Below are 19,071 nucleotides of genomic sequence, written 5' to 3' on the forward strand. Positions count from 1 at the left end.
AAGCGTGGAAAACAGCATCGAAATCAGTGTAAATGCTGTTAAAGAGTAAACTAATGATGGTCCCGATTCCGTCATGCACAGAATTCAACGCTAAACATTTATCAGAGTAACAACTCTGTGGAAAATATGTTTTCGCAGTGACTTGCGGGAAATGACAGAGGAGGTTTCTGCAAAGCCTGACCCGCAAGCTGCGCTGACTTGCGGGTCAGGTTGTTTTCGATACGGAGTGATTAACATAAGTGAAAAGGTGGTAATAGGAGTATGAGAACATCGAGTAGGAACAACAGACGCTGGCAAAAGCCGGCGCTGGCATTTTTGGTGCTTGTCGCTTCCGTTGCTCTAGTTGTGCTTCTGCGCCAGGGGGGCTTGGCGCCGCAAAATCGACTAAGCCTGCCCGAACCAGACCGGAACACTCCTGGAGACGTGACGCTGATGGCGGACACGGTCCGTATTCATGACATCCAAGGTGCGGCTCACCGATCGCCGCTTGAAGGGGCCGCGGTGAGCAACGTGGAAGGTATCGTGACAGCAGTGGTGAAGGACGGCAACAGCGTAACAGGCTTTTACATGCAGGACACCCAGCCGGACAGTGATCCCCGCACGTCGGAAGGGATCTTTGTCTATGAACCAAATGTCCAGGTGAACGAGGGAGACAGGGTAAAGGTATCGGGCACCGTGAAGGAATACGTGAGCAGGAACAGGCAAGCGACGGATCTCACACTGACCGAGATTGATGCGTCGGCGATCAGCGTCACGGAGAATGGCCAGCCTCTTCCAGCACCTCTTGTTCTGGGTGAAGGAGCGTACCGCTACCCCTCGACCGTGATTGATAATGACAGATTTGCCCGTTTTGATCCCGAAGAAGACGGAATCGATTTCTGGGAAAGCGTGGAAGGGATGCTGGTGCAGGTAAAAAACCCGCGAGTGGTGGGGGAATCGAAGAGATTTACCGACCCTCCCAGTGTGGAGTTTGTCATCATTGACGACCAGGCGAATCCGGGAAAGGTACGTACCCCATCAGGAGGCATCATCATTGCGGAAGACAACTACAATCCGGAGCGCATAACCGTTGCCAACAAACTGGCGGGAGAGGCGCCTATCGCAAAAGTTGGCGACAAGCTGGCAGAACCAGTTGTGGGTGTGATCGATTACAGCATTGCCAACTACAAGCTTTACAACACCAAGCCGCTGCAGCTGATCGACGGAGGATACCGACCGTTTGAGACAACGATAGAACCCGCGGCAGATCAATTGACGATCGCGTCCTATAACATCGAGAATTTTTCAAGGGTCTCCGATTTGGAAAAGGTGAAGCGAATCTCCGCCTCTTTGGTGCACAACCTGAAGAAGCCCGACATCGTCGGAGTGATTGAGATGCAGGACAATGACGGTCCGGCGGACACAGGCGTGACGGATGCCAGACTGTCCGCACAGGTGTTGATCGATGAAGTGTCCCGGCAAGGAGGCCCCGCCTACCGCTATGTGGACATCGCTCCCGTGAACAACAACGACGGAGGACAGAAGGGGGGCAACATCCGCGTCGGATTCCTTTACAATCCCGAGCGTGTCCGTCTGGCGGACCGTCCTGCTGGGAATGCAAATACCGCCGTCCATGTAGTAACACAGCAAGGCGTAGCCCATCTATCCCACAATCCAGGACGAATTGACCCGGGCAACGCGGCGTTCGAAAAAAGCCGCAAGCCGCTCGCCGCTGAGTTTTTGTTCCGCGGCAAACAGGTGATCGTGATTGCCAACCACTTCAATTCCAAAGGAGGAGATAGCGGCCTTTTCGGTTCCCAACAGCCCCCTGTGCTGACCAGCGAGGCGCAACGTGTGAAAATCGCCCAGGAGGTGAATGGATTCGTCAGGGAAATCCACGCTGCCGACCCGGACGCCAACGTGGTGGTACTTGGGGACCTGAACGACTTCTCCTTCTCCAAGCCGATCCTTACACTAAAGGAAGAAGTACTGGTCAACATGGTGGAACAACTGCCTGCAAGGGAGCAATACACCTACGTGTACGATGGCAACTCGCAGGCCCTGGACCACATCCTCGTCAGCCGTCATCTGGCCGACAACGCGAAGGTTGATATCGTAAACATCAACTCCGAATTTACGGAAGAGCACGGACGGGCAAGCGACCACGACCCTGTCCTGGTTAAGATTGACCTGCCCCACTGAATCTAAGATATTCCGGATAAAGGCCGTCCTTGTTCATTGAATGTAAGAATAGAGTAGGCGCATGCACATACATGCGCCTACTACTTGAGGTCTCTGCCTTGTTTGACAGGGTCATCCGGCTATCCGTCCCCTCTTAATCGATTGAGCGGGCTAGGATTTGCGAACAGGTAAATATGCTTTTGGAATTTTACAGGCGACACTGTAAGCGGGATTGAACACGTTGGCCACCTCATATTCGACGACTTGGCCGAGCAGCAGGCTTGCTTCATTTACAGAGAGCCCATAGTCTTCAACTAGCAAGGAGAGCATTTCAGTAGTTGCGTGCTGAAGCGCTTGTTCGAGCGGTCTGACGTTGCCGATGCAAGACAAGTGAGTGTCAGACTCTACCCTAGGCCATTTTATCGTCTTGCCCTTATGCACATGGACGGAAAAACGGACGTCTAACGATATTTCTATACCCGTGCCGACAATTTCGCCGCATCCCTGTGTCGCATGTCCATCGCCAAGATGAAAAAGCGCGCCTTCCGCAAACACTGGAAAATAGACAGAGACACCGGCAACTAACGCTTTGTAGTCCATATTACCGCCGTAATTGCCGCTTGTCGCCGCTGATATGGCCTGACCTTGGGAAGGGGCTACGCCGAAACAGCCGAGAAACGGACGAATCGGCAGGTTCAGGTATTCTAAACCAGGTGTCGGCTTCTCTAACCGCGCTATACCCTGCGCAGCATCCACCTGCCAGCGGACTATTTCCAGAGTGGGCAATGTTGTAGCTGTCAGCGGATCGACTACGTTAGGCGCAAGCACATTGCATGTCCATCCCCAGTCCCGGTTTGGCGTCATCGATTCCAGCTTAACCTCCAACACATCACCGGGTTGTGCGCCTTCCACGTAGAAGGGACCCGTCATCGGATTTCCTCTGGGGGCAACGCTTTCTCCCATGTGATCCCATCCTCTTGCATCGATGGTAGAGGTGCTAACCGTGTCGCCGTCGTTTATAACCAGCGCCGGTTCATAAGAGCCGATATTGTTGTAATACAGTTGCGGTTGAAACGTATGTATGGCCATTTCATTCACTGCCTTTCCTGGAATGTTTAAAGTCAAATATCTGAATATTTGTCTATCATAATTCTCAGTACGGAGGATAAAATCCCTTTTGGTATCTTTTCTAAGTTTTCTCGATGTAATATTGACTAGTGTCTAATACTTTATTTTCTTTTGACAACGGACGTCTGATCCATTTCACCAATTCCACGACTCATTTAGACAGTATGGACTAGAACTCGATGGCAAAAAACTTGACTTCCTCCGTATTATTCGGAAGGGTAATCATCCCTTTATCTTGCAGGCCGATTTTCTTTAAAAGATTGGCAGAAGATGTATTATCGGGGTTAGTGATTGCTACGATGCGCTTTAAGCCGACAACTTCTTTTCCGTGGGTAAGAACGGCAGAGGCTGCCTCATACGCGTAGCCTTTGCCCCAGTATGCGGGCAGAAAGGCAAAGCCGATATCGACATCCTCCAACGAATCCCTCTTGATCAGTCCACATAAACCGATCGGAACATTTCCTTCCTTCAGCTCTGCCAAATACAGACCAAAGCCATGACTCGCATACATCGCGACAGCACCATTCAAAATATAGTTGCGGGCGTCTTCTGGCGTACGAAGACCACGATCGCCAATAAATCGAATCCAAGAAGGCTCATTCATCAGTTTCAAGACAAAATTAGCGTCTTCGGCAGTTTGCCAGCGGAGGATGAGACGATCTGTTTCTAGCACTTTCAAAGGAACGACACCAGCCTTTTCTTTTTTCATTTATCCGATGATTTGCAGCTCTTTGGGAAAAGACGTCAATACTTCTACGCCATCCTTCGTGACGAGCACATTGTCTTCAATGCGAATGCCACCGATCTTCGTGTTATAAATGCCCGGTTCAATCGTGAAAACCATGCCTGGGATGAGGTCTCCAACTGCCTGGCTGTGAACGTACGGGGCCTCATGAAGCTCCAATCCGATTCCGTGCCCTACACGATTGATGAAAAATTCTCCATAGCCCCGGTCTGCAATGACACCTCGTGCAGCTAGGTCAACCTCTGCGATCAGAGCGCCTGGTCGAACGGCTTGTATCCCAGCCAGATTCGCTTGCAAGACCGTATCGTACATGTCAAGCAATTCTGCACCCAGTTGACCAACTGCAAAAGTACGAGTCAGGTCTGATACATACCCATCGACATACACCCCTGCGTCAATCAACAAAACTTCACCCGCCTGAATCACACGTGTCCCCGGGTCACCATGGGGCAGTGCTGATTTTTCTCCAGCTAGTACAATCGTTGAAAAGGATGGGCCTTGGGCTTTTAGCTTTTTCATCTGGTATTCCAGCTCTGCGACGACGTCCAGTTCCGTCATCCCTATGGATATCAGAGGAAGCGTACGGCGTAGGGATTCCTCCATCACCCAAATAGCTCGCTTGATAGTCGCGATTTCAGATGCATCCTTAGCCACACGTATATTGCCCAGCAATTCTCCGACATCCACTGCTTCTGTAGCTTGCACGATCGATACGAGTGCCTCATATGTTTTCGCTGTCAAATGGTTCTTCTCCACACCAATGTGAGAGAGGGGAGTCGGCAGCAAATGCTGAAGCACAGTTAGTGCATTCTGTGAATCGTCATGGGTGTATGTCATAATGGCAGGACAAGCCTCCCGTGCTTTTTCATCGTCCAGAAGTGGAACGAAGAGGAAGGGGGACTCGCCTCTCACCAAAACGAGGCCCATAAAACGTTCATGTGGCTCTGTCAAAAATCCGGTAAAGTAATACACGTTTTTCGGATGCGTAATAATCAACGCGTCCAGTTTCCTGCTTTCCATATACGCGTGCAGCTTTTCCAGTCTTTCTTGCATCCAGATCACCCTTTTTTATTGGTAGACAATGTTAGGTTCTAAAAATGACAGGCGTCAAAACGGACAGAATCTCGGCTTCTTCAACAGTGGAAGGATTGTACCACGTATGAAGGAGAGAGGAAGGGAAGTGGATCGTGTCTCCTTGTTCGAGATGGTATTCTGTTCCGTCGACGACGATGGTGACACATCCTTTTACGACGTAATAAAACTCTTCACCGGGATGCTGAAAGGCGACATGCTTCATCTGTCCGGGTGGCAACACGTTGAGGAGAGGTTCAAGCGCCCTATCGGGGAAATTCCCACCGATTCGAACGTACTTCACAGGTGAACCTTCAATCTGCAACGTTTGACGCTTTTCAATGGGAGTGTGGTACGTGATATCTTTTTCTACTTCAAAGAAGTACGTAATGGGGACACCGAGGCATTCCGCAATTTTTTGCAGAGAAGTAATCGCGAGCGAACTGTTACCACGCTCTACTTGTGATAAGAAACTGACGGAGAATCCTGATTTCTCACTTAAATCCTTTAAAGTAAGCTCCTGCTGTATACGAAGCGTTCGTATTTTTTTGTAAACGTGCTCCAAAAAGTCACCTCCTGACCAAAAACAATTACGGTATTACAGTAAATATTACGGTAATACGAAAATAAATGCTACATTTATTCCGAATTTTCTCTATTCTTTTCTTATCCTACTTGTACCATTCCCTTCATATACTGGGACAAAGATAGGCCGTTAGAGAGGAAGGGAATGCTTTGAGGGCTCTCCTGTTAGTGGTTTTGTTTCTTGTTGCCTTTGACATGCACGCGCAGACGCCACTTCTTGCGCCGTATTTAAACGTATTGGGTGTATCCGCTGCGATGATCGGCTTCGTGCTCGGCGGATATGCGATCAGCAATTTGACAGGCAATCTGCTCGCAGGACCTTTTCTCGATCGCTATCCGAAAAAATGGTTTATCGCAGGTGGATTGATTTTGGCTGGTGTGATGCTGATTGGCCAAGGCATCGTGCAAAATACCGCAGGCTTTTTTACCTTTCGGCTGATGCTCGGGTTTTTGATGGCGTTTGTATCCCCTGCTTGTTCTGCCTTGCTCGGAGAAACAGGGAAGACGGCACTTGAGCAGGGCGAAATCATGGGTAAAAAGGGATTGGTCCTTACCTCGGCAGGTATCGTATCCCCGGCAGTCGGTAGCTTTTTGGCGGTGCAGTTCGGCTATGGTCAATCATTCGTGATTCTCGGCTACATGATGATCATTGCTGGCGTTTTCGCTTGGATGATGTTGCCCCAAAGAGTAGAGGGAAGCACGCCGTCCACGCCACGGATCAAAGGTGGGGGCAAGCAGAGCCTTACCGCTATCCTGGAAAATCGCATGCTGTACCCTGCGTTTCTTGGGGGATTTGCGATCATTTACGCCCAAGGAACAATCATCTATGAAGTGCCTTTGCTCATCCAAAAACAAGGGCTGTCCCCCGCAGTTACTGGCATATTGTTCAGTTTGAAAGGCTTGGGGGCACTAGCGATTCTGTGCCAGTTTTGGCTGCATCGCGTCCCCGTAGAGACGAGAACGTTTGCTGGATTGGGTGTGCTTAGCCTTCTTCTGTACGCCCTCGCAATCGGCTTGGCGATTCCGATTCACGTCATGATGTTTTTCTTCGGGGCGTGCTTTGGGATGCTGTTCCCAGCTTTTGCGACCATTTTGACGGTACATTCACCCCGAGAGCAATACGGGAGTGTGTTTAGTATTTACTCAGCGGTATTGTCGATCGGAGCGGTATTGAGCCCAATATTGGCAGGCCTGCTGGGGAATTGGCACCATTCCTACTTCATTGCGTTTTTTGTAACAGCTGGCGTGTGTCTGATCGGGGGACTACATCGATTCTTGTTAAGCGGGGTTCCACGCTAAGCGGATTAAAAATAGAGAGTAGAAGGACTTTCTGCTTAGTAAGCAGGGGGTCTTTTTTCGTTTCCATAAACAAAAAGTTGAGCATCGTGCCATAATCCGCTATAATACCCATTGTGTTTTTGATAATTATTCTCAGTGAAAATGTGGTCGAGTTGGCAATTGCCGCTGCTTGATGGCATGACGCAGATGGAGGAATACACCAATGAAGAAAACAGCCAAACTTTCGATAGCCAGTGTCGTATTGGCAAGCCTAGTTACAATCGTGAGCGCTTGTTCTGGCCAGCCGAACGCAGCGAATCCAGAGACTCAAGCGGGTGACAGTCAGACTGCGACACCGGGGGCTGAAGCTCCACGAGTACTGAAGGATGCGATGGGAAATGAAGTAACAGTCCCAACCCAACCGAAGCGCGTGATCGCTTCTTATCTGGAGGATCATTTAGTAGCGTTGGGAGTGAAGCCAGTTGCCCAATGGTCTGTAGGAAACAGCGAGGTACAGGGCTACCTGCAAAAGGAGCTGGCGGGTATTCCAGCGATTCCTTATGATCTGCCACCAGAAGTTGTGATGAGCCACAGTCCTGACCTGATTATTTTGGATAGCGCGACCTTGATCCAAGGCGACAAGTATAGTCAGTACGAAAAAATTGCGCCAACCTATACAATCGGAAAAGAAAAGAACAGCGATTGGCGCAAAGAACTCCTGACAGTAGGAGAAGTCCTTAACAAGGGGGAAGAAGCGAAGAAAGTGCTGGCGAATTATGAGACATTTGCAGCCGAATCCAAACAAAAGTTGCAGCAAGCGATCGGAGAAAAATCAGCGGCAGCACTGTGGATGACGGGGAAAAATGTGTACGTAGCACGTCAGGACTTGTCTAGCGGCGATGTGCTCTACAAGGACCTCGGCTTTAAGGTTCCTACCATCGTTCAGGAAATCTCCAAGTCAGGAGAAGCAAACTGGAATTCGATTTCCATGGAGAAATTGGCTGAACTCGATGCCGAGTACTTGTTTATCGTAAACAGTAATCCGACTGGTTTGGAACAGCTGCAAAAGGACCCCGTATGGGCGAATATCCCTGCTGTGAAGAATGGAAATGCCTATACATTTGCGAAAGATTCCAGTTGGCTGTACACAGGCGTCATTGCTAACCGCCAAATGATTGAGAATGTACTGAGCAACGTAGTCAAATAAGAAGAAAAAGCCTATCCACCCTTTGTCGTTTCGTGCGAAAGAGTGGATAGGCTTTTTATATGTGTCTCTTGCTATCATGGGACTGGGATCTTCTGGATTTTACGTGCTTCAATTCTGCCACGATAATAAAGCTCACGATGACAAGTAAAAACCACGAGCTGATTTTACTGAGATGCACGAGCTCCCAGCCTGCTCTTTGATTCGGATAATTCCAAGCACCGAGGAACGTCGCTATATTTTCCGCAATCCAAATGAAAAAACCGATCAAAAAGTAACCAAGAGGGATGGGCATGAAAAATCGCTCGTTCGCGACGCTAAAATAAACACGGGTTTTCCAGAAGACAATGAAAATAGCTGCCATCAGCACCCAACGCAAATCCCAAATATAATGGTGGGTGAAAAAGTTCAGATAGATCATGGCGCCCAAAATGGTGGCGATAATCTGATGCGGCCAGCCAGAGAGAGAGACCTCTAGTCGGCGCCAAGCTTGACATAAGTAGCTCGCGACACTGGCGTACATGAACCCACTGTAAAGAGGAACGCCAAACACCTTGCTGTACGCATCTTCTGGATAGCTCCAAGATCCCATATGCACCTTGAATATTTCCAAGCACAGCCCGATCACGTGAAAGACCGTGATGACCTTCAATTCGTCCCGAGACTCCAAGCCACTTTTCACCATGAAGATTTGGAAGAGTAGGCAAAGCAAAAGCAGGAGGTCATACCTCGGCAAACCAGGAATGGTGACGAATTTGGATAAGGCCAGCGAAGCAAAAATAAAGACCGGAAACAAGCATGACATGGCTTCTTGATAGCCGAAATGAAGCAATAAACGAATATATCGTATCATTTGTCTGTCCTTTACGTTCTGAAAGTAGTTTCAGAGAGTTAATCCGTAAGCACAAACCGCACCAGTCTATTGATCGCGGAAGGCAGCACGCTTACGTGGCCCTCATCTTCGAATTTGATGTAGCTCACTTGAATACCTTTGGTAGCGAGTGGTTTCATGCGCTCGACGACCCGTTGTGCACCCTCGACCATGAAGGAGAGTTCATCACCGCCAACAATGACAAGAAGCTTTACTTCGTGTTCCCCTTTCCATTGGGCAATGAAGCGCTCTTGCTCCCTCATTACCTCGTCATTGCCCCACCAAACGGAAGGACTGCCTGATATGACGTGAGAGAATAGCTTCGGACGCGAGAACATCGTATACAGTGTGAAATGGCCGCCTAAGGAGTGGCCGAAAATCGCCTGTTTGTTCGGATTTATTTGCCACTCGGAAGAAATAGCTGGCATTAGCTGCTGTTCAAGGAAATCGAGGAACAAATCAACTCCGCCATACTCTGGCCAAGACTGCCCGTTTGGTCGGTCAGGAAGCGTAGCTGCGTCCACAGGCATGGTCAGATCATAACACCGGCGGTCCATGTCAAATGGCAGACGTGATGGATAGCCGATTCCTACAACAATGGCTGGGTTGAAGCCCTTGGGCTTACGGGTTTGGACCTTCACTGTCTCGGCAATCGTTCCGAACATCGCATCGCCATCCACGGCATAAATAACCGCATACCCTTCAGGAGGGGCCTCAGCTTCCGGAATCGCAATCATAATCCGATAGTCACGACCTTGGCTTGATTGCAGTGTCCACTCTACACAATTACTAGGGGAGTAGCCGTTTTTCTCTATGATTCTCATTTTGCAATCAATCCTTTCACATCGTCAATGACTTTCATATGTGCGATCAGACCACCACTTAACCAGTGATCTCCCTCAACTTTAAACGTACGACCGTTCTTCACAGCCTCCATGCTTTTCCAAACAGCACTCTCTGTCAAGTCTTTCTCAAACGCATCCCCCGTACCAGCGTCATTGATGAGGAAAATATAGTCCGCATCCAAATCAGGTAAGCTCTCTAGTGATAAATTAATGTCACCGCTGGATACGACCTGGCTTGGCAAAAAGCCCAGTTCTTTGGTAAGTACGTATCCACTGAAGAAATCGTATTTGATGAAGAACATCCCTCTGCCATTGAAGCGAATGATTGCGGCTTTTTTGCCTTGGATATGAGGGGCCAACTCCTTTTTGGCTGACTCGACATGCTCCTTATATGTCTGCAAAGCTTTTTCAGCTTCCGTCGACTTGCCCAACAGATCGCCAACCACGCGTACGGAAGATTCAAGATCAGAATTTGCCTGTTTGAACACATATGTCGGAGCAATCATCTTATATTTATCGTACACGCCGCTTTCGATATGGTTGGCATTGTGCAAGAGGATGAGATCTGGCTCATGGGCCATAACAGCTTCCGGCTCTGGAGGCAATCCACCTGCGAAGGTAATGGACGGCACATCTTTTAGCTTATCTTGCAAATACATTTTTGGTCTTGAGCCCGTTGACCACTGCACGACCGGAGCAACGCCTAATGCGACCAATGTATCTTCCAGATTGGGAGCGAATATTTTGGCAGGTGCGGCAGGCAATGTCACCTCGTTACCCATTTCATCTTTTAGTACCCGCGGGTAGGCAGGCTGATCAGATGAGCTCTTTGCCGATCCTTCGACGCTCCCAGTCGCGGACGAATCGACCTTCTGCGTCACTGCCTCACTGCTTGCATTGCTCCCGCAGCCTGCCGTAAGTCCAGCAACGAGCATCGTCGTGGTCAGCATCAGGGCAAGGCTAGTTTTCTTTGTCATACAAGTGGAATCCCCTCTCGTTGATAATGTTTCTCACTGAAAAACATTATAATTCACACAAGAAAGGGGCTCCATGGACAACACCTTGAATCGCATTTGGACTTTTCCCCGTTACCATCAGTAGCATTTCATCCAGCATCCGATTCATGGCAACGGGTGAATACTCGTACCACGGATTAGAAGGCAAGGAATAGAGATACCCATCTTGAACAGCGCGAAGTCCTCTCCAAAGCGAATGATGCTGTAGCGTCAGCCAGTTTATACGTGTCGACTCATCCAGACAAACGAACAACAGGATTCGCTCCGGGTCTAAGCTCACTAGCTGCTCAAGCGTAATTGGCCGATTGCAAGGTTCCGTTTCTTCTTCCACAAGAGAAAGCTGCAAATCATCGCACAGAAGCTCCTTCATCCCCTTGTTGTTGTAGAGATGGATGCCATCCCGATATAGTCGAATGATCGCAAATTTATCTTGTTTGAGCACGGGCTGCAGGTCTGCGCGAACGGCAGCAGCCTTCGCTTCATAAAAAGCAATCCAGGAGTCACAAGCTGCTTCTTTGCCCGTGTAACTGGCAACTTCACGTAATCGTTCTCTCCAGCCAGAAGATTGGAGGGTCAAGACGACTATGCCATGTGCAGACAAGCGTTGCCTAGTAGTTTCGGGAAGTTCTATGTGGCTGATGACAATATCAGGCTTGGCAGCCAGAAGCATCATTTCCTGATCGTCATCGTTCCATGGTGTTTCGACCGCTTTTAGATGAACCGCAATCCGTTGCTGATACTGCTGATAGTAATAGGGGGTCCACTTCGCATCCAAAGGAGCAGCGACTGGTATAATCCCAAGTACCATTAGATGTCCCAGTAGGGAAGGGGTGTAGACGGCAACTTTGCGCTCGGAAACTCTTTCATACGAGGAGGGGGATACACCCACTTCCTTCTTGAACTTCCGACTAAAGTAAAACTCATCGCTATACCCGATTGTTTTCGCAATCTCCCGCAGCTTCATATCCGTCTCGCGTAACAATCGCTTGGCGTGATTGATACGCAGACTCGTTACATAGTCCATGACACTTTGCCCGTAAGCCTTCTTGAACGAATCACCAAAATAGCTCGAACTTAAGTTCGCCATCGCTGCCAACGTAGTTACGTTTAACGGACGATCGAAGTTACAGATTATATAGGCGCGGACCTCGTCTAGTGACATTTGACGACTAGGCTTGTATGCTTCGTTATGTTTCATGAAACCATCCACCTTTTCAGGCAAGTATGCATTTTGATGATAATGATAATTATTATCTATGAATGATAGCGAAAATGATAGAGGCAGAAAAAATAAGGCGACCGCTCCCCAGTATCGTAGGGAGGCGATCGCCGCCATTCCATTTTTGGAATTACTCTTCACCGGTAGCAACCGGATTTTCCTCGTACGAGCTCCAATCACTCCAGCTGCCCAAATACAATTTCACATCTGTTCGACCAGCAGCATGGAAAGCAAGCAGATTGGAGCAAGCTGTCACGCCTGAGCCGCAATAGACGATCAATTCTTTGTCAGCGTAAGGAACGAGACGCTTTTGCAGCTCGTCTGCCGGAAGCATCGTCTGATCAGCAGCGAGGTTGTCCTTATAAAAGAAATTGTGCGCCCCGGGTATGTGACCTGCTTTTGCGTCGATCGGTTCATTCTCACCGCGGTAGCGTTCTGGCGCACGAGAATCGAGTAATACAGTATGTTCGCTGCGTTTTTTGACACCTTCCATGTCAACCAGCATGTCGTGACGGACATGGGGGACGAACTCTCGAGCTTGTACAGCAGTAGGTACTTCTGCTGTTACCTCATAACCAGCCTTTTTCCAAGCAGCGTATCCGCCGTCGAGTACAGCTACCCGATCGTGACCAAGGTATCGCAGCAGCCACCATAGACGTCCTGCCATCGCCATTTCCTGATCATCATAGGCGATGACAGTCGTGTTGGCATCAATTCCCGCATTTGAAAAATGGGCAGCTAACAGATCTGGATCTGGTAGAGGATGACGTCCACCATGCTCGCTTTTGGAACCAGAAAGGTCACGGTTCAGATGAAAGTAGAGGGCTTGCGGGATATGATCTTTCCCGTATTCCTCTGCACCTGCTTCAGAAGCACTTAAAGCAAAACGACAATCGACGATCACCATATTTTCATCGTTAAGATGATCCTTGAGCCATTGAGGTGTGACAAGTGCTTGCATGAATCTCCCTACTTTCTCTTTTTTTTCTTCATCATAGCAGATGGCACCCCAATCAGGTACAATAATTACGGTAGGTGGTTAGGGGAGAGGAGAAGAGAGATGAAGCGTTTCATTCGCTATTTTTTAGAGGGGTTATTGTTTGTCATTCCTTTGGCAGTGACGATTTATATTTTGTACTGGATTTTCACGACAGTGGATAGCTGGTTCTATAAGCTGGTCCACAATTGGTTTAACCTCCAAATTCCAGGACTGGGCTTCCTCTTAACCATACTCGGCATCACGATTGTAGGCTTCCTTGCATCCAATGTGCTGACACGCGGAGTGCTTTCGCTCGTGTCCACTGTTTTCGAGAAAGTGCCGTTTATCAAACTCATTTATACATCCATTAAGGATTTGATCGGAGCGTTTGTAGGGGAGAAGAAGAGCTTCGACAAGCCGGTGCTCGTGACGCTATCTAAGGATGGAAATGCGAAGGCAATTGGGTTTATTACAAAGGAAAGCCTCGATTCTTTCGGTCTCACAGACCACGTAGCGGTCTATTTGCCACAGTCGTACAATTTTGCAGGAAATCTCCTGTTGTTCCCGAGCGATCAGGTACAACTGCTTGATACGGAGAGCTCAGAAATCATGGCATTCCTGGTATCGGGTGGGGTATCCGGAGGGCCGCAAAACGTAAACAAAAGAAGCAGCGATGCTTAAATAATGCAAACCTCCAGCGCCACGAGTCTTGTGGTTTTGGAGGTTTGTTGCTTGTTTTGGGACCTTTAGAACAGTTGTTTTAAAAAACTACGTTCAACATTTTACACACAAAAAAAGACACTCAAACGAATTTGAGTGCCTTCTCATTTCCATGGCATTAGCTGCTAAAAAATCCACTATGGCTAGAATATTTGCGATGATAGTGACGATGACCGTATGTTCGATGCCCCATCTTCCAAAAAGGGCGATATCGGTAATCACTGCTGCTGTACTTGTGATAGCCACGTCCGGTCATTTTCCACAAGAACCGGGCGCCTTTCTTAAAGAGGACCGCCACTATGACAATCGCAACGATCAAGATAACGAAACCGATCCCCAAAATCGTGAGTAGGACTGACATCCACATCGTCTCCTTGCCAAAAAGGTATTACCCTTTTTTACGGATCACGCCACAGGAAGTTTCAATTATCCCTCGGCATTCAAATATTTCTCATAGGGAGTGTAGTCGATTTCTTTGGATTTCAGGTGAGCAATGAGCCATTTGTGGTCACGCTTGGGGGTTGCTACGATGTACCCCTTTACAATCAAATCTGTTGTAATTCTGGTTGCTTTCTCTTCCAGCGCGATCTGGCCGATTCTCGCTGCAATGGAACGTCTCGCAACATCACGAAACAACTGTGGCACAGGATCAACCAATTCATTGAGCAAGGTCAGACCCTCATCTGTCCAGAGTGCACGTGTCTGATCAATGTAATGATCTTGCCAATCCAAGTCAGATTTTCCGTCTTGCTTGGGCATGGACTTGAGAAATTTGCGGAACATGAAGTACCCGCCAATCGCCATAAGACTTACGAGAACAATGGTCCAGCCAACGATAAACAGGGAAAACCCTGTAGACATTTCACCCATACCTTGTACACCTCATTACCAATATCCATTCACTAGTAAAAATTGTACCTTATTTTGGTTCGGGCAACAAACTTTTTGTGCGTTTGGCTATCCTTGGGTTTGCTCTTCCCAAGAACACATACAATTTAGTATGATTAGAATTAATCTTTATTGGGAGTTGACGCTCATGTTCAAGCTTGGACAACGCGTCGTCATTGTTGCCGACTCCTTCGAGCAAGGTTTGCCTTTGGGTGAATACGGTTACCTGATTGCTCGTGACCGCAATCCGGACAGCGCATTTTCCTGGGTTTTACGCATACCGAAAATTGATAAGCATATCGCTGTTGTAGAAGAGGATATCGCCTTGGAGGAGCAATTGCTGGAGGAAGAAGCCAATCGCATCTCGCATGAGGCTTTACTTGATTTTGCATTGGCGACAAGGAACGAAGCACTGTTTCGACAACTGATGGGCATGGAAGATGCAGAAGAGGCAAATGACGAACCCGCGAAGGAATCAATGGAGGAATTTATCCGTAAAGTAAATATCAAAGCATGGATCTAATTGGCGGTTTTCCTTGTGTGGAGAATTTGAAACTTTTGTGAGGAAATGAAAGCGAGGCTGTTTCATGTCTGAATTTGTGACGTTTACCAATGAGTTTGGTCAAACCATCGATATGTCCCGAGAGGACTACCAGAAAACAATCATTCCGCAAAATCTGGATAAGTACTGGGATGAAAAAGATAAGCTTCGCGATTTTGCGATGGAGTTGGTGAAGGGTCAATTTCATGAGCAAGCCGCTGTCGCTGCTGACAGGCTTCTCGAATTATACGGTCCAATCGAGTCTGCTCTCATTTTCCGTGCAGTCGTTCATATGCAGGCGAGAGAATTTGAAAGCGCTAAAAAAATCCTGACAGATTGTCTGGAACGATTCCCGTCATCGGGTACGGCTTGCACCAATTTGGCAAAGATTTTCGCGTTTGAGGGAGATGAGCCAAAAGCATTCGAGACCCTACATACTGGTCTGCACAAAGACCCGAATCAAGAAAATGGCTTGAATATGTTTGTCGAGAGCTTCGTGCAAAGAGGGAAAAAGGATGAACTGAAAGGGCAGCTAGAGGCGCTGGCAAGTAAAGAAGGCGCTTGGAGACCACAGCTGCAGCTGGCTCGTCTGGCTTTGACGGAGGAGGACCTCCTGAATGCGATGAAATGGTACACGGTAGCGATTGAAGGAGCGAAAGACCGCTTTGAGGTCGTCATGACTGTGACAGGTGAATTGGGACAAGCGGGTTATGTCTATCAGTTGATTCAGATTTGTGAAAAGTTCTGGACGCCGCATTTCCCGTATCCGTATGCTGGCTTCAACTATGCCAACGCTCTGTTGGCAACCGATCAAATGGAAAAGGCAATCGGCATTCTGCGTAGCATGCAAGAGCATTTGCCAGATAACTACAAGCCTATGGTCGATCACTTCCTGAATCGAGTACCTGGAGCGCTCGAAGTGGAAGCAGCCGCCCAACAGAAGGTCGTCGAGAGCCACATGGACGATCCGACAGCGAAGAAGAGCAAGTGGAAGTTTTGGAAGTAAATCGATAGCTAGAGCGCCCGGCATTTCGCTGTCGGGCGTTTTTCTGTAAAAGGGGGACTGTGGGATGCTGCATCATGTGGAAGTGTACGTCTCCAATTTGGCACGCTCCAAAGATTTTTGGGGATGGTTGCTGGAGGATGAGCTGGGCTATGTGCGATATCAAGAATGGGCCAGTGGGGTAAGCTGGAAACAGAATGGTACCTATCTGGTATTCGTTCAGGCCGAAGAGCGATTCCTCGATACCCCGTATCATCGGTGTCGAGTCGGTTTGAATCATCTGGCATTTTACGCACGGGATCGAGAACATGTGGAAAAGCTGCGGGAGGAAGCTGCTCGTCGCGGTATCTCTTTGCTCTATCAGGATCGGCATCCGCATGCTGGAGGCGAGGGACATTATGCTTTGTTTTTTGAGGACCCAGATAGAATTAAGGTCGAGATCGTGGCCCCTTAACCTCGTAAGAACCTATTGATCCATGAAAAAACGGTGTAATCATCCCCGGTAGATGGTTGGCACCGTTTTTTAGAAGCCATCTATTTGAACTGGCTGGTGAGCCGCCGCTCTATATAGGCTACGCCTTGATACATCACGGTAGCGATGACCGCGATAATGGCTAAGCTCATCATGACCAGGGTGAAATTAAATACTTGGAAGCCGTATATGATCAAATACCCCAAGCCTTGCTGGGATACGAGAAACTCTCCGACGATGACGCCCACCCACGAAAGTCCGACATTCACTTTCAGCGTTGCGAGAAGGGTTGGGATGGTAGCTGGCAAAATGACGAGCGTGAAGATTTGCCGTTTGCTCCCTCCAAGTGTTTGCACGACTTTGACGTAATTTTGATTGACTTCTTTGAAGCTGGTGTAGACGTTGATCGTGGTGATGATGACCGAGATCGCGCACCCCATGGCTATGACGGAGAGCAAACCTGGACCAAAGCCAACGATGAAAACCGGACCGAGGGCTACCTTTGGCATACTGTTGGCAATAACCAGATAAGGCTCTAGTACGCGGGAGAGAAAAGGGGACCACCATATAATCGTTGCCATGACGGTTCCCAGAATCGTGCCTAAGAGAAAGCCGATAATCGTTTCCCATACGGTCAAGCCGACATGCGGGAGAAGACTGCCATCTTGCAGCTGTAGCCAAAATTGAGCCCAAATCTTGGAGGGATAGCTGAAGATGAGTGCATTAATGGTGTTTGTTCGAGCCAAGAGCTCCCATAAGCCGAGAAAAACGAGAAAGAGGAACAGTTGTGTGGCAAAGACGGAAAAGCTCATACGCTTTTCAAGCTGCAAGTAGCGACGATGGACGGATTCAATTTCCTTTGGCTGCATCAGACACTACCTCCATCTCTTTCCACACGCGATGGAACAAGTCTTGGAATTCATCATGATTTCTGGCGTCGAACGGCAGAGCATCCCGGATCGGGTTGGGTACGACAATCTCGCTGTTGATGCGTCCCGGGTTGCGTGAAAAGATATAAACGCGATCGCCCATCGCGATCGATTCCGAGAGATCATGTGTCACAAGGACTGCCGTTTTTTTATGCCGGCGTAGTGTTGAAAAGATCAAGTCTTCGAGCTTGAGTTTGGTTTGGTAGTCTAATGCAGAAAATGGTTCGTCAAGCAACAGCACATCAGGTTGACAGGCGAGTGTGCGGACGAGTGCAACCCGTTGTCGCATGCCGCCTGACAGCTGTAGGGGAGAGGATTTGCGCACATCAGACAGTTCCATTTCATCCAGCAGATGCAGGGCGTACTCTTCTGTTTCCTTGGAGCGGATGCCTTGGATATCGAGTCCGAGAAACACGTTATCTTCGATGGAGCGCCAATTGAACAAATAATCTTGCTGAAGCATGTAGCCAACTTGCCTAGACGTTCCGCTGACTTCTCTTCCGTCGATCCACACCTTACCTGCTGTCGGCTTCTCAAGCCCTGCAATAAGGGAGAGCAACGTCGTCTTTCCACAACCGCTGGGACCAACCAGACAAATGAAATCGCCTTCCTCCACGCGCAGGTTAATGTCTTGGACCGCCATGAACGCCCTGGTCGTGGATAAATAAAGATGGGTCACGTGGCCGAGTTCTATTTTTGCCGGCGTAGAAGAAATCTGCTTCATGACGGCCTATTTCCCTTCCTTGGATTGGGTAGCAAATGTGGTGTTTACCAGCTTGGTGTAATCAGCACGTTGTTTTAACTCACCAGCGGAATCCATAATATCTTGTAGCTGGTTCCATTCCTTTTCGTCTAGGATGGGATCGGTAGCATAGGAGCCCTGCTCCAAGTAACGCTGTACAGCGATTTCCAGAATCTTTGGATCGATTTGCTCGAAGTACTTGCCAATCACATCAGCAGTTTCTTTTGCGCTGTGGCTGGCAACCCACTGTTGCCCTTTGTAGACCGCATTGGTAAACTTTTGAATAGCTGCTGCGTTGCTGTCGATATAGCTTTGTTTTGTCATAAAGGCTGTGTAAGGAACAGTTCCGCTCTCTTTGCCAAAAGAGGCGACGACATGGCCGATTCCTTCCTGTTCAAAGCGGGAGGCTTCCGGTTCAAACAGCTGTACATACGCTCCGGTACCAGATGCGAAGGAAGACGCAATATTTTTGAATTCGATATTCTGAATGAGTTCCAGGTCGCCTTGCGGATTGATATTGTGCTTTTTGAGTACATACTCGCCGACCATTTGCGGCATGCCGCCTTTACGTTGGCCCAAGAAGACACTGCCCTTTAGTTTGTCGAAAGTAAAGTCATCCATTTTGTCGCGGGAAACAAGGAAGGTACCGTCCGTCTGCGTGAGCTGTGCAAAGTT

The 19,071-nt window shown here is 48.6% G+C and carries 21 protein-coding genes; 7 read left to right on the plus strand and 14 right to left on the minus strand.

The window, feature by feature from the left end:
- The first annotated feature begins 261 nt into the window (after positions 1–261).
- On the plus strand, positions 262–2,181 hold the full coding sequence (locus HP398_RS28675; RefSeq protein ID WP_173624310.1) for an endonuclease/exonuclease/phosphatase family protein: 1,920 nt from the start codon (positions 262–264) through the stop codon (positions 2,179–2,181).
- 150 nt (positions 2,182–2,331) lie between these two features.
- On the opposite strand, the gene HP398_RS28680 is transcribed toward HP398_RS28675, so the two are convergent.
- From HP398_RS28680 to HP398_RS28695, 4 genes are all read right to left on the minus strand, one after another.
- Positions 2,332–3,285, minus strand: coding sequence for an acetamidase/formamidase family protein (locus tag HP398_RS28680; protein WP_254476434.1), 954 nt, complete (start codon positions 3,283–3,285; stop codon positions 2,332–2,334).
- A gap of 172 nt (positions 3,286–3,457) precedes the next feature.
- A complete protein-coding gene (locus tag HP398_RS28685; protein ID WP_017247892.1) occupies positions 3,458–3,997 on the minus strand; it encodes a GNAT family N-acetyltransferase in 540 nt (179 codons plus the stop codon).
- Positions 3,998–5,086, minus strand: a complete 1,089-nt coding sequence (locus HP398_RS28690) for a M24 family metallopeptidase (RefSeq protein WP_173624311.1) — start codon at positions 5,084–5,086, stop codon at positions 3,998–4,000.
- 31 nt (positions 5,087–5,117) lie between these two features.
- Positions 5,118–5,669, minus strand: a complete 552-nt coding sequence (locus HP398_RS28695; protein WP_173624312.1) for a helix-turn-helix domain-containing protein — start codon at positions 5,667–5,669, stop codon at positions 5,118–5,120.
- 170 nt (positions 5,670–5,839) lie between these two features.
- Here HP398_RS28695 and HP398_RS28700 point away from each other — a divergent pair, with 170 nt between their 5' ends.
- Both HP398_RS28700 and HP398_RS28705 read left to right on the plus strand, forming a co-directional pair.
- Positions 5,840–6,988, plus strand: a complete 1,149-nt coding sequence (locus HP398_RS28700; RefSeq protein WP_017247895.1) for an MFS transporter — start codon at positions 5,840–5,842, stop codon at positions 6,986–6,988.
- A gap of 202 nt (positions 6,989–7,190) precedes the next feature.
- Positions 7,191–8,174, plus strand: a complete 984-nt coding sequence (locus HP398_RS28705; protein WP_173624313.1) for an ABC transporter substrate-binding protein — start codon at positions 7,191–7,193, stop codon at positions 8,172–8,174.
- A gap of 55 nt (positions 8,175–8,229) precedes the next feature.
- Here HP398_RS28705 and HP398_RS28710 read toward each other — a convergent pair whose 3' ends face one another.
- From HP398_RS28710 to HP398_RS28730, 5 genes are all read right to left on the minus strand, one after another.
- Positions 8,230–9,024 carry a DUF817 domain-containing protein gene (locus HP398_RS28710; RefSeq protein WP_017247897.1) on the minus strand — a complete coding sequence of 265 codons (795 nt, stop codon included), beginning with the start codon at positions 9,022–9,024 and terminating at the stop codon, positions 8,230–8,232.
- Between the two features lie 38 nt (positions 9,025–9,062).
- Positions 9,063–9,866, minus strand: a complete 804-nt coding sequence (locus HP398_RS28715; protein ID WP_017247898.1) for an alpha/beta hydrolase — start codon at positions 9,864–9,866, stop codon at positions 9,063–9,065.
- On the minus strand, positions 9,863–10,864 hold the full coding sequence (locus HP398_RS28720; RefSeq protein ID WP_017247899.1) for an ABC transporter substrate-binding protein: 1,002 nt from the start codon (positions 10,862–10,864) through the stop codon (positions 9,863–9,865). The genes HP398_RS28715 and HP398_RS28720 overlap by 4 nt, the downstream gene beginning before the upstream one ends.
- Before the next feature lie 46 nt (positions 10,865–10,910).
- On the minus strand, positions 10,911–12,101 hold the full coding sequence (locus HP398_RS28725) for a helix-turn-helix domain-containing protein (protein ID WP_173624314.1): 1,191 nt from the start codon (positions 12,099–12,101) through the stop codon (positions 10,911–10,913).
- A 151-nt stretch (positions 12,102–12,252) separates the two neighbouring features.
- Positions 12,253–13,083: a sulfurtransferase gene (locus tag HP398_RS28730; protein ID WP_173624315.1), complete on the minus strand. Its 831-nt coding sequence runs from the start codon at positions 13,081–13,083 to the stop codon at positions 12,253–12,255.
- 99 nt (positions 13,084–13,182) lie between these two features.
- On the opposite strand from HP398_RS28730, the gene HP398_RS28735 reads away from it, so the two are divergent.
- Positions 13,183–13,782, plus strand: a complete 600-nt coding sequence (locus HP398_RS28735) for a DUF502 domain-containing protein (RefSeq protein WP_017247902.1) — start codon at positions 13,183–13,185, stop codon at positions 13,780–13,782.
- A gap of 157 nt (positions 13,783–13,939) precedes the next feature.
- Here the strand turns inward: HP398_RS28735 and HP398_RS28740 are convergent, their stop codons facing one another.
- Together HP398_RS28740 and HP398_RS28745 are read right to left on the minus strand one after the other, a co-directional pair.
- On the minus strand, positions 13,940–14,182 hold the full coding sequence (locus HP398_RS28740; RefSeq protein ID WP_173624316.1) for a hypothetical protein: 243 nt from the start codon (positions 14,180–14,182) through the stop codon (positions 13,940–13,942).
- A 65-nt stretch (positions 14,183–14,247) separates the two neighbouring features.
- Positions 14,248–14,691 (minus strand): DUF2621 domain-containing protein, encoded by a 444-nt coding sequence (locus HP398_RS28745; protein ID WP_173624317.1) that lies wholly within the window; start codon positions 14,689–14,691, stop codon positions 14,248–14,250.
- A 166-nt stretch (positions 14,692–14,857) separates the two neighbouring features.
- Between HP398_RS28745 and HP398_RS28750 the strand changes: the two genes are divergently transcribed.
- From HP398_RS28750 to HP398_RS28760, 3 genes are all read left to right on the plus strand, one after another.
- On the plus strand, positions 14,858–15,232 hold the full coding sequence (locus HP398_RS28750; protein WP_012685928.1) for a hypothetical protein: 375 nt from the start codon (positions 14,858–14,860) through the stop codon (positions 15,230–15,232).
- Positions 15,233–15,296: 64 nt separating this feature from the next.
- Complete coding sequence (locus HP398_RS28755; protein ID WP_017247904.1) at positions 15,297–16,256, plus strand: tetratricopeptide repeat protein; 960 nt, start codon at positions 15,297–15,299, stop codon at positions 16,254–16,256.
- A gap of 64 nt (positions 16,257–16,320) precedes the next feature.
- Complete coding sequence (locus HP398_RS28760) at positions 16,321–16,707, plus strand: VOC family protein (protein WP_017247905.1); 387 nt, start codon at positions 16,321–16,323, stop codon at positions 16,705–16,707.
- Positions 16,708–16,787: 80 nt separating this feature from the next.
- Here HP398_RS28760 and HP398_RS28765 read toward each other — a convergent pair whose 3' ends face one another.
- The 3 genes from HP398_RS28765 to HP398_RS28775 all read right to left on the minus strand — a co-directional run.
- The gene (locus HP398_RS28765) at positions 16,788–17,594 is read right to left on the minus strand and encodes an ABC transporter permease (protein WP_017247906.1); all 807 of its coding nucleotides are present in this window, start codon (positions 17,592–17,594) and stop codon (positions 16,788–16,790) included.
- Positions 17,575–18,378, minus strand: coding sequence for an ABC transporter ATP-binding protein (locus tag HP398_RS28770; protein WP_173624318.1), 804 nt, complete (start codon positions 18,376–18,378; stop codon positions 17,575–17,577). Before HP398_RS28770 ends, HP398_RS28765 begins: the two co-directional genes overlap by 20 nt.
- 6 nt (positions 18,379–18,384) lie before the next feature.
- The coding region (locus HP398_RS28775) for an ABC transporter substrate-binding protein (protein ID WP_173624319.1) at positions 18,385–19,071 on the minus strand (687 nt) is incomplete at its 5' end.

This window comes from Brevibacillus sp. HB1.4B (genome assembly GCF_013284285.1).
GTDB lineage: Bacteria > Bacillota > Bacilli > Brevibacillales > Brevibacillaceae > Brevibacillus > Brevibacillus porteri.

What these genes read in the sequence shown, in the direction of transcription:
- HP398_RS28675 (WP_173624310.1), top strand. Translation starts at nt 262, where the DNA reads ATGAGAACATCGAGTAGGAACAACAGACGCTGGCAAAAGCCGGCGCTG.
- HP398_RS28685 (WP_017247892.1), bottom strand. Translation starts at nt 3,997, where the DNA reads ATGAAAAAAGAAAAGGCTGGTGTCGTTCCTTTGAAAGTGCTAGAAACA.
- HP398_RS28690 (WP_173624311.1), bottom strand. Translation starts at nt 5,086, where the DNA reads ATGCAAGAAAGACTGGAAAAGCTGCACGCGTATATGGAAAGCAGGAAA.
- HP398_RS28705 (WP_173624313.1), top strand. Translation starts at nt 7,191, where the DNA reads ATGAAGAAAACAGCCAAACTTTCGATAGCCAGTGTCGTATTGGCAAGC.
- HP398_RS28710 (WP_017247897.1), bottom strand. Translation starts at nt 9,024, where the DNA reads ATGATACGATATATTCGTTTATTGCTTCATTTCGGCTATCAAGAAGCC.
- HP398_RS28715 (WP_017247898.1), bottom strand. Translation starts at nt 9,866, where the DNA reads ATGAGAATCATAGAGAAAAACGGCTACTCCCCTAGTAATTGTGTAGAG.
- HP398_RS28720 (WP_017247899.1), bottom strand. Translation starts at nt 10,864, where the DNA reads ATGACAAAGAAAACTAGCCTTGCCCTGATGCTGACCACGACGATGCTC.
- HP398_RS28725 (WP_173624314.1), bottom strand. Translation starts at nt 12,101, where the DNA reads ATGAAACATAACGAAGCATACAAGCCTAGTCGTCAAATGTCACTAGAC.
- HP398_RS28730 (WP_173624315.1), bottom strand. Translation starts at nt 13,083, where the DNA reads ATGCAAGCACTTGTCACACCTCAATGGCTCAAGGATCATCTTAACGAT.
- HP398_RS28735 (WP_017247902.1), top strand. Translation starts at nt 13,183, where the DNA reads ATGAAGCGTTTCATTCGCTATTTTTTAGAGGGGTTATTGTTTGTCATT.
- HP398_RS28740 (WP_173624316.1), bottom strand. Translation starts at nt 14,182, where the DNA reads ATGTCAGTCCTACTCACGATTTTGGGGATCGGTTTCGTTATCTTGATC.
- HP398_RS28745 (WP_173624317.1), bottom strand. Translation starts at nt 14,691, where the DNA reads ATGGGTGAAATGTCTACAGGGTTTTCCCTGTTTATCGTTGGCTGGACC.
- HP398_RS28750 (WP_012685928.1), top strand. Translation starts at nt 14,858, where the DNA reads ATGTTCAAGCTTGGACAACGCGTCGTCATTGTTGCCGACTCCTTCGAG.
- HP398_RS28755 (WP_017247904.1), top strand. Translation starts at nt 15,297, where the DNA reads ATGTCTGAATTTGTGACGTTTACCAATGAGTTTGGTCAAACCATCGAT.
- HP398_RS28760 (WP_017247905.1), top strand. Translation starts at nt 16,321, where the DNA reads ATGCTGCATCATGTGGAAGTGTACGTCTCCAATTTGGCACGCTCCAAA.
- HP398_RS28765 (WP_017247906.1), bottom strand. Translation starts at nt 17,594, where the DNA reads ATGCAGCCAAAGGAAATTGAATCCGTCCATCGTCGCTACTTGCAGCTT.
- HP398_RS28770 (WP_173624318.1), bottom strand. Translation starts at nt 18,378, where the DNA reads ATGAAGCAGATTTCTTCTACGCCGGCAAAAATAGAACTCGGCCACGTG.